Origin of the sequence: Pseudomonas sp. PS01270 (assembly GCF_029959775.1) — a bacterium.
Classification (GTDB): Bacteria; Pseudomonadota; Gammaproteobacteria; order Pseudomonadales; family Pseudomonadaceae; genus Aquipseudomonas; species Aquipseudomonas atacamensis.
The window spans coordinates 1-9,169 of record NZ_JASCPT010000166.1; the positions used below are offsets into that span (position 1 = coordinate 1).

The 9,169-nt window shown below is 61.4% G+C and carries 6 protein-coding genes; 3 read left to right on the plus strand and 3 right to left on the minus strand.

Annotated elements, in window-relative coordinates:
• Positions 1 to 162 precede the first annotated feature (162 nt).
• Both QMX86_RS25770 and QMX86_RS25775 read right to left on the minus strand, forming a co-directional pair.
• The gene (locus tag QMX86_RS25770) at positions 163 to 738 is read right to left on the minus strand and encodes an ANTAR domain-containing protein (RefSeq protein ID WP_007916390.1); all 576 of its coding nucleotides are present in this window, start codon (positions 736 to 738) and stop codon (positions 163 to 165) included.
• Between the two features lie 15 nt (positions 739 to 753).
• The gene (locus QMX86_RS25775) at positions 754 to 1,965 is read right to left on the minus strand and encodes a CmpA/NrtA family ABC transporter substrate-binding protein (protein WP_282387049.1); all 1,212 of its coding nucleotides are present in this window, start codon (positions 1,963 to 1,965) and stop codon (positions 754 to 756) included.
• A gap of 218 nt (positions 1,966 to 2,183) precedes the next feature.
• Here QMX86_RS25775 and QMX86_RS25780 point away from each other — a divergent pair, with 218 nt between their 5' ends.
• Positions 2,184 to 3,203, plus strand: coding sequence for a quinone-dependent dihydroorotate dehydrogenase (locus tag QMX86_RS25780; RefSeq protein WP_071171588.1), 1,020 nt, complete (start codon positions 2,184 to 2,186; stop codon positions 3,201 to 3,203).
• A 299-nt stretch (positions 3,204 to 3,502) separates the two neighbouring features.
• Here the strand turns inward: QMX86_RS25780 and QMX86_RS25785 are convergent, their stop codons facing one another.
• Positions 3,503 to 3,718: a ribosome modulation factor gene (locus QMX86_RS25785; protein WP_003223300.1), complete on the minus strand. Its 216-nt coding sequence runs from the start codon at positions 3,716 to 3,718 to the stop codon at positions 3,503 to 3,505.
• 530 nt (positions 3,719 to 4,248) lie between these two features.
• Between QMX86_RS25785 and rlmKL the strand changes: the two genes are divergently transcribed.
• Both rlmKL and QMX86_RS25795 read left to right on the plus strand, forming a co-directional pair.
• Entirely contained in the window at positions 4,249 to 6,519 is a 2,271-nt protein-coding gene (gene rlmKL / locus QMX86_RS25790; protein ID WP_282387050.1) for a bifunctional 23S rRNA (guanine(2069)-N(7))-methyltransferase RlmK/23S rRNA (guanine(2445)-N(2))-methyltransferase RlmL, read from the plus strand.
• Between the two features lie 144 nt (positions 6,520 to 6,663).
• Entirely contained in the window at positions 6,664 to 9,048 is a 2,385-nt protein-coding gene (locus tag QMX86_RS25795) for a diguanylate cyclase (protein ID WP_282387051.1), read from the plus strand.
• The last annotated feature ends 121 nt before the right edge of the window (positions 9,049 to 9,169 follow it).

The following is a 9,169-nucleotide window of genomic DNA, read 5'->3' on the forward strand; positions in this document are numbered from 1 at the left end:
AGTAGACATCGTGTCGCTCGAATCGACTTGAACTTGCAGATCGTGACGGCAGGTAAGAAGATCTAAAACCGTCCACCATGTCTCCGAACATGTGTCCACCATGTCCCCGGTACATACAGGGAGAGGGCTAGGGTGAGGGGCTCTTGATTTGCAGCGAAAACTTCAGCCCAGCAACTCACTCATGGCAATGATCTGCTCCGCCACCTGAATCAGCTTCTGCTGGCGGCTCATCGCCTGGCGGCGCATCAGCGTATAGGCCTCTTCCTCGTTGCAGTCCTTCATCTTCATCAGCAAACCCTTGGCCAGTTCAATGCGCTTGCGCTCGGCCAGTTGCTGGTCACGGGCCTGCAATTGCGCGCGCAGGGCCTGGTCACTCTCGAAGCGCGCCATCGCCACGTCGAGAATCGGTTGTAACCGTTGTGCGTGAATGCCTTCGACGATGTAGGCACTGACCCCGGACTTGATCGCCTGACGCATCACCCCCGGGTCATGTTCGTCGGTAAACATCACGATCGGCCGGGGCTGGTCGCGGCTGACCAGCACCACTTGCTCCATGACATCGCGGCTCGGTGACTCGGTATCGATCAGAATCACGTCCGGGCGCACCGTTTCGACGCGCGCCGGCAGGTCGATGGTCAGGCCGGACTCGTCGATCACCTCGAAGCCGGCCTCGGTCAGCGCCGCTTTCAGGCGTCCGACTTTTTTCGCGGTGTCGTTGATCAGCAGAATGCGCAACATGTTCGCGGTCTCCTGTCAGCGCTGGGCGAGAAGCGGGGCGGCGTCGCTCAGGGCATGCAGCGTGAAACTGCGCGCATAGCCCGCTGGATCGCTGCCGTCCCAGACCTTGCCATCGAGCAACTGGCTGCTGCGCAGGTCTGCGCAGGAAGACACGACGCCAACAGCGCTCGCTGCCTCGCGGTACAAATCCAGGCGCTGAACCTGGCGGGCGACGGCCAGATAATCGGGATCCTCGCGCAACAGACCCCAGCGACGAAACTGGGTCATGAACCACATGCCGTCGGAGAGGTACGGCAGATTGACCTCGCCCTCGCCATGAAAACGCAGCGCATGCGGATCCTGCCAGCGATTGCCGAGGCCGTCGGCGTAATCCCCCATGAAACGCGGCTCGATGCACGCGGCGGGGGTGTCGAGGTATTCGGTGGCGCTGAGCAATTGCGCGGTGCTGCGGCGGTTTTCCGGGCTTTCTTCGATGAAGCGGCTGGCCTCAAGAATGGCCATGACCAGCGCCCGCGCGGTGTTGGGGTATTGCTCGACAAATTCGCGAGTGCAGCCGAGGACTTTTTCCGGGTGGTCGGGCCAGATGCTCTGGCTGGTCGCCAGGGTGAAACCGAGATTCTGCTGCACGGCGCTGGCCGCCCACGGTTCGCCGACGCAAAAGCCGTCGATGCGCCCGGCTTGCAGGTGCGCAACCATTTGCGGCGGCGGCACTACCACGCTGTCGACGTCCTGCAACGGATGAATGCCCTGGCTCGCCAGCCAGTAATAAAGCCACATCGCATGGGTGCCGGTGGGGAAGGTCTGGGCGAAGGTCAGTTTTGCGCGGCTTTGGTGCACATGCCGATCGAGCGCTTCAGGACTGTTCACGCCAGCCTGTTGCAAACCATGGGACAGGTTCAGGCTCTGGCCATTCTGGTTCAGGCCCATCAGCACTGCCATGTCGGTGGGGGCGACGCCGCCGATGCCCAGGTGCACCGCATAAATCAGCCCGTACAGGCTGTGCGCGGCATCCAGTTCGCCGCTGACCAGTTTGTCGCGCAGGTTGGCCCATGACGCCTGACGCTTGAGGTTCAGGGTCAGGCCGTAGGGCTGGGCGAAGCCCTGGGTGGCGGCGACCACCACCGAGGCGCAGTCGCTCAGCGCCATGAAGCCGAGATTGATCGCGCTCTTTTCCGGCGCATCGCTGCCATTGACCCAGGCCAGAGGCCCCAAGGACGTTTCGTTCATACGCTACCTCAAAAAAAACGTCGTCCCGGATTCTGCGCAGGCAAAACCCGGGGACGACGCCATTGTCCTGGCCTGCGCGCCGTCATTGGTCGGCAGACTGATGAGCGGGGTGGTGCAAGGCATATGCCAGTCGCCTGATTCGCGCAGGCGCCTCGCGCCGGGGGACGATGCCCGGCTATAATCGCCGCCTCTTTTCGCCGCCCGAGTCATTGCCGCCCATGTACACCCTGGCCCGTCAGCTGTTGTTCAAACTTTCCCCGGAAACCTCCCACGATCTGTCGCTGGATCTGATCGGCGCGGGTGGACGTTTGGGCCTCAACGGCTTGCTGTGCAAGGCACCGGCGAAAATGCCGGTGACCGTCATGGGGCTGGAGTTCCCGAACCCGGTCGGGCTGGCGGCAGGTCTGGACAAGAACGGCGCGGCCATCGATGGCTTTGCGCAACTGGGTTTCGGTTTTGTCGAAATCGGCACCGTGACCCCGCGTCCGCAGCCGGGTAACCCGAAACCACGAATCTTCCGCCTGCCGGAAGCCGAGGCGATCATCAACCGCATGGGCTTCAACAACCTCGGTGTCGATAACCTGCTGGCGCGGGTCGCTGCGGCGAAATACCAGGGCGTGCTGGGCATCAATATCGGCAAGAACTTCGACACCCCGGTCGAGCGTGCGGTCGACGATTACCTGATCTGCCTGGACAAGGTTTACGCCCACGCCAGCTACGTCACCGTCAACGTCAGCTCGCCAAACACCCCGGGCCTGCGCAGCCTGCAGTTCGGTGACTCGCTCAAGCAATTGCTCGCTGATCTGGCCACCCGTCGCGCCGAACTGGCCCTGCGTCACGGCAAGCATGTGCCGCTGGCGATCAAGATCGCGCCGGACATGACCGACGAAGAGACTGCGCAGGTTGCCCAGGCATTGATCGAAACCGGCATGGACGCGGTCATCGCCACCAATACGACTTTGAGCCGTGTCGGCGTCGAAGGCATGGAACATGGCGACGAGGCGGGTGGTCTGTCGGGTGCGCCGGTGCGTGAGAAGAGCACCCATACCGTGAAAGTACTGGCGGGCGAGTTGGCCGGGCGTTTGCCGATCATTGCCGCTGGCGGCATTACCGAAGGCAAGCACGCGGCAGAGAAAATCACGGCCGGTGCAAGCCTGGTGCAGATCTATTCGGGCTTCATCTACAAAGGCCCGGCGCTGATTCGTGAATCGGTGGATGCGATCGCTGCGTTGCGCTGAGGATTGCGGAGGCCTTGTGGGAGCCTTTGTGGCGAGGGGATTTATCCCCGCTGGGCTGCCCAGCAGCCCCAAACCTTGCACATTGATATGCCTAGTAAATTGAAATTCCGACTTCGCGACTGCTGCGCAGCCGAGCGGGGATAAATCCCCTCGCCACGTGGCTCCCGGTTAACCCTCTTTACAGGCATTAAAAAGGGCTCCTCGAAGGAGCCCCTGGGCCGTAGCCCGCCGTCCGGGAAGGACGTGCGTGGTTAATTCATTGCAAATTCAGATTGTCGTGTCGGAATAAATGCCCTGTGTCAGCCGACGGCGTGAAGTTCGTTGAGTCTGTGGATTCCCGCAGTGCCGGTCATACCGTCCCAGTTGTCGCCGCGTCCTTCTCGCCAGCCGTTGATCCAGGCTTGACGTACCGACGGTAGAGTAAATGGGCAAAGCTCACGGGATTTGCCACCAACGCCATATTGATATCCGCGCAAAAATGCTCTTTCCAACGGATCACGCTTAAGTCTTCTCATAGGGTGTTTCCCTCACTTGTTGACTGTAGTGTCGCGTTGACCTCAATTGAGGTCTGGCAGAAAAAACCTGCCATCGTGCGGCTCGCTGCCGGCGTGGCGAGCCAAGGTGTTGACGCCGTTGCGACGTCAACCTGTGCTCAGTTCTAACCAATGAGTCACACCGAGGGAATGATCGTTTTGTCATAAGCACGTAACGTAAAGGATGCTATGGCGATAAGTAACCGCGTATTTATTCAACGTTCAATGCGCAAACCCCGGTATGATCGGCGCCCCGCTGACTCAGGGGGTTAATCCTTTAGTGAGAATGACCCACGTTTGCGCTTGGGTAATATTCGACGAAGGGTCGCTTTCAGTCTTTTTGTTGCACCAACTTTTTTATCTGTCCCGGCATCTAAGCTCTTTTAACCCGAGCAGCGGGGATGGAACGGCACACCTTCGTGCCACGCGGGCGCTCTTTCAGAAAAGCGCCTGATTGAAAACCGGGTCGGCAATGCGTTGCCGGCCCACTAGCCAAAGGCTCTGGAATTACCATGTCCGATCGTTTCGAACTCTTCCTCACTTGCCCCAAAGGCCTCGAAGGCCTGCTCATCGAGGAAGCCGTCGGGCTTGGCCTTGAAGAAGCGCGCGAGCACACCTCCGCCGTGCGTGGCATGGCGACCATGGAAACCGCCTATCGTCTGTGCCTCTGGTCGCGTCTGGCCAACCGTGTGTTGCTGGTGCTCAAGCGTTTCCCGATGAAGGACGCCGAAGACCTCTACCACGGCGTGCTCGACATCGACTGGCAGGATCACATGCTCAGCGACGGCACCCTGGCCGTCGAGTTCAGCGGCCACGGCTCGGGCATCGACAACACCCACTTCGGCGCGCTGAAAGTCAAAGACGCCATCGTCGACAAACTGCGCACGCCGCAGGGCGATCGTCCATCCATCGACAAACTCAACCCGGACCTGCGCATTCACCTGCGTCTGGATCGCGGCGAAGCGATTCTGTCCCTCGACCTCTCCGGCCACAGCCTGCACCAGCGTGGCTATCGCTTGCAGCAGGGCGCGGCGCCGCTGAAGGAAAACCTCGCGGCGGCAATCCTCATCCGTTCCGGCTGGCCGCGTATTGCTGCCGAAGGCGGCGCACTGGCTGACCCGATGTGCGGTGTCGGTACGTTCCTCGTCGAAGCCGGGATGATCGCCGCCGACATGGCGCCGAACCTGCGTCGCGAGCAGTGGGGCTTTACCGCGTGGCTCGGTCACGTGCCGGCACTGTGGAAAAAACTCCACGAAGAAGCGGTCGAGCGTGCCGCCGCCGGTCTGGCCAAACCGCCGCTGTGGATTCGCGGTTACGAAGCCGATCCACGACTGATTCAGCCAGGCCGCAACAACGTTGAACGTGCCGGCCTCAGCGAGTGGATCAAGATCTATCAGGGCGAAGTGGCGACCTTCGAGCCGCGCCCGGACCAGAACCAGAAAGGTCTGGTGATCTGCAACCCGCCGTACGGCGAGCGTCTCGGTGACGAAGCCAGCCTGCTGTATCTCTATCAGAACCTCGGCGAGCGTCTGCGTCAGGCCTGCCTGAACTGGGAAGCGGCGGTGTTCACCGGCGCCCCGGATCTGGGCAAGCGCATGGGCATTCGCAGCCATAAACAGTATTCGTTCTGGAACGGCGCGCTGCCGTGCAAGCTGCTGCTGATCAAGGTTCTGCCCGATCAGTTCGTCACTGGCGAACGCCGCACTCCGGAACAGCGTCAGGTCGAGCGCGAGCAAGCGGCTTACGATCAGACCCCGGACGAGCCGCAAGAGCGCAAGTTCAACAAGAACGGCAACCCGATCAAGCCGACGCCAGCCCCGGCGCCAGTGATCGAACAGCCGCGCTTGAGCGAAGGCGGGCAGATGTTTGCCAATCGCTTGCAGAAAAATCTCAAGGCGATGGGCAAGTGGGTCAAGCGCGAAGGCATCGATTGCTACCGCGTCTATGATGCCGACATGCCGGAATACGCGATGGCCATCGACCTGTACCACGACTGGGTGCACGTTCAGGAATACGCCGCGCCGAAATCCATCGACCCGGAAAAAGCCTCGGCGCGCATGTTCGATGCGCTGGCGGCCATTCCGCAGGCGTTGAACGTCGACAAGAACCGCGTGGTGGTCAAGCGCCGCGAGCGCCAGAGCGGCACCAAGCAGTACGAGCGTCAGGCGGCCCAGGGCAAGTTCGTCGAGGTCAATGAAGGTGGCGTGAAGTTGCTGGTCAACCTCACCGACTACCTCGACACCGGTCTGTTCCTCGATCACCGGCCGATGCGCATGCGCATTCAGAAAGAGGCGGCCGGCAAGCGCTTCCTCAATCTGTTCTGCTACACCGCGACCGCCAGCGTGCACGCGGCCAAGGGCGGCGCGCGCAGCACCACCAGCGTCGACCTGTCGAAAACCTATCTGGACTGGGCGCGGCGCAACTTGTCGTTGAACGGTTTCTCGGACAAGAACCGTCTGGAGCAGGGCGATGTGATGGCGTGGCTGGAAAGCAGCCGCGACGAGTACGACCTGATCTTCATCGACCCGCCGACGTTCTCCAACTCCAAGCGCATGGAAGGCATCTTCGATGTGCAGCGCGATCAGGTGCAGTTGATCGACTTGGCGATGGCGCGGCTGGCACCGGGTGGCGTGCTGTATTTCTCCAACAACTTCCGCAAGTTCCAGTTGGAGGAAAACCTCGCCGAGCGTTATGCGGTCGAGGAAATCAGTGCGCAGACCATTGATCCGGATTTCGCCCGCAATACCAAGATCCACCGCGCCTGGAAAATCACGGCTCGTTGACGCTTTCACTGGTTGGATCCACAGAGCGTTGATTTTTAACGGCTCGGTGGATCCAGCGGTGCTGGCTAAATTAGTGGCTAATAGCTATAACTCACACACCGCCAATGGGGTTTTCCCGCAAATCTGGCGGAGTGAGTCGTGCTTATGCCGTTGCACCCCGTGCGCCCGAAAATCCTCGGTTTCATCAGTGAAGACGTCTCAGCCTGGCTGGTCGCTTTGCTGGTGTTGCTTGCCGGCGGGATTCTCACCGGGCTGCTCGCATGGGGCACCTTCAACCAGTTTCAGCAACAATCTCGTCAGCGTTTCCAACTGCTGGCCAACGAACGCTACAGCCGCATCGCCGAACGTTTTCAGGACCAAGAGCAACGTCTCGATGGCCTGCGGCGGTTCTTCGCCAACTCCGAATCGGTGTCCCGCGCTGAATTCGATGGTTACTCTCGTCCCTTATTGCTGCGCACCCAAGCCTATACCTACGCGCCGCGAGTCAGCGGTGCCGAACGGGCCGCGTTCGAACAGCAGGTGCGTGACGAAGGCCTGAGCAATTTCACCATTCGCGAACTCGACGCCAACGGCGAGCTGCAACTGGCGGCGCCGCGCAACGAATACGTGCCGGTGCTCTACACGCAAACCCAAAGCCGACTGGCGCCACCGCTGGGCTACGACTTGCTCGCCCAACCCATGCGCCGCGAAACCCTGCAACGCGCCGACCAGCTCGGCAGCATGGCGGTGTCGCAACCGATGCATCTGGTCGGGATCGAGCCGTCGTACGCGCGTGGGGTGTTGCTGCTGGCGCCGGTCAGTCGCGCTGGAGAGTCGCAGCCGTTCGGCTATGTGATGGCAGTGATCAGCATGCGCCAGTTGCTCGCCGACGGATTGCCCGATGCCCTGCACGATTATCTGTCGGTGCGCATTCTCGACCTGTCGACCCAGGATCAGCACGAAGCGCTGTTCGAATCGAGCAACGAGGCGGTGCCCGGCGATTTGGCAGCGACGCGCTTGCTGCGTATGGCCGATCACGACTATCAGGTCGATATCCTGCCGAGCGAAGCGTTCATGCAGGCCAACCATTCGTCGGTGGGCAGCGTGATCATTCTTGGTGGCTTGCTCAGCGCATTGCTCAGCGCCTTGCTTTATGTGCTGGTCAGCCAGCGCCAGCGCGCGGTGCGTCTGGTCGAGGTGCGCACCCAAGAATTGCACGAGCGCGAGCAGGAACTGCGCGGTACCCACGGTCAGTTGCGCGGCGTGCTGAATGCCGCCACTCAGGTCGCGATCATTGCCACCGATCTGCGCGGGGTGATCAACACTTTCAATCCCGGTGCCGAGCAAATGCTCGGCTACAGCAGCGCCGAAGTCGTTGGGCGCATGACCCTGGAGAACCTGCATTTGCCACGGGAACTGGCGGCGCGTTCGGCCGAGTTGAGTGCGCGCTACGGCAAAAACATTCCGACTTGCCACGCGATGCTGGTCGAGGGCGGCGAAGTCGGCGGCCATGAAGCGCGCGAGTGGACCCTGGTGCGCAGCGACGGCAGTCACCTGCCGGTGAACATGCTCGCCACCCCGGTGCTTGACGAGCAAGGCCTGTGGGTCGGTCATCTGGCGATCTGCATCGACATCACCGAACGCAAGCGAGTGCACGAGGTGCTGGCAGCACGCGACACATTGCTGAAGAAGCTCAGCGCCCATGTTCCCGGTGGCATCTACCAATTCAAGATGGAATTCGACGGACGCTTCAGCGTGATCTACGCCAGCGATGGCATCCGCGAAATCTACGAGCTGGAGCCGGATGTGCTGCTGCTCGACTCCGAGGCGATCTTCAGTCGTATCCACCCGCAGGATGCGATTCGCGTGCGCAGCTCGATCCGCGAATCGGCGGAAAACCTCAGCCCCTGGCGCGAGGAGTACCGCGTGCAACTGCCCGAGCGCGGTCTGCGCTGGGTGCGCGGCGAGGCGACACCGGAAGAGCTGCCGGGCGGCGGAGTGCTGTGGCACGGTTATATCTCGGATATCTCCGATCTCAAGCGCGTGGAAGAAGAATTGCGCGCGTTGTCGATCACCGATTCGCTGACCGGCATTCACAACCGCCGCTATTTTCAGGAGCGCCTGACCACTGAAATGGCCCGGGTCGAGCGTGGCGGCGGTGAGCTGTCGGTGATCATGCTCGACATCGACCACTTCAAGCGCATCAACGATCAGTTCGGCCACGCCGTCGGCGACCGTGTGCTGCAAGCAGTCTGCGAGCGGATCGGCCATCGCCTGCGCCGCACCGACGTGTTCTGCCGTCTGGGCGGCGAAGAGTTCATGGTGCTGTGCCCGGACATCGACGGCGAACACGCCTATATGCTGGCGGTGGAGTTGTGGGAAGGTTTGCGTAGCGCGCCGGTAGACGTGGTCGGCTTGGTCACCGCGAGTTTCGGCATCGCCAGCTGGCGCCCGGGGGAGGGCGCAGATGCGCTGTTGCTGCGCGCTGACTCAGGGGTTTACGCGGCGAAGCAGAATGGCCGGGATCGGGTTGAGCGGGAGATGAGCTGAGCTTGGCGCAAAACCAGTGTGGGAGCGAGCTTGCTCGCGAAAGCGGTCGAACAGTCAATGGGTATTGACTGTTCTGACGTCTTCGCCAGCAAGGTCGCTCCCACAGGGGTTGGAGGGGGTT

Bases quoted from the DNA above. Each gene is read 5' to 3' on its own strand.
- QMX86_RS25795 (WP_282387051.1), top strand. From the start codon at position 6,664: ATGCCGTTGCACCCCGTGCGCCCGAAAATCCTCGGTTTCATCAGTGAA.
- QMX86_RS25785 (WP_003223300.1), bottom strand. From the start codon at position 3,718: ATGAGAAGACTTAAGCGTGATCCGTTGGAAAGAGCATTTTTGCGCGGA.
- QMX86_RS25770 (WP_007916390.1), bottom strand. From the start codon at position 738: ATGTTGCGCATTCTGCTGATCAACGACACCGCGAAAAAAGTCGGACGC.
- QMX86_RS25775 (WP_282387049.1), bottom strand. From the start codon at position 1,965: ATGAACGAAACGTCCTTGGGGCCTCTGGCCTGGGTCAATGGCAGCGAT.
- QMX86_RS25780 (WP_071171588.1), top strand. From the start codon at position 2,184: ATGTACACCCTGGCCCGTCAGCTGTTGTTCAAACTTTCCCCGGAAACC.
- rlmKL (WP_282387050.1), top strand. From the start codon at position 4,249: ATGTCCGATCGTTTCGAACTCTTCCTCACTTGCCCCAAAGGCCTCGAA.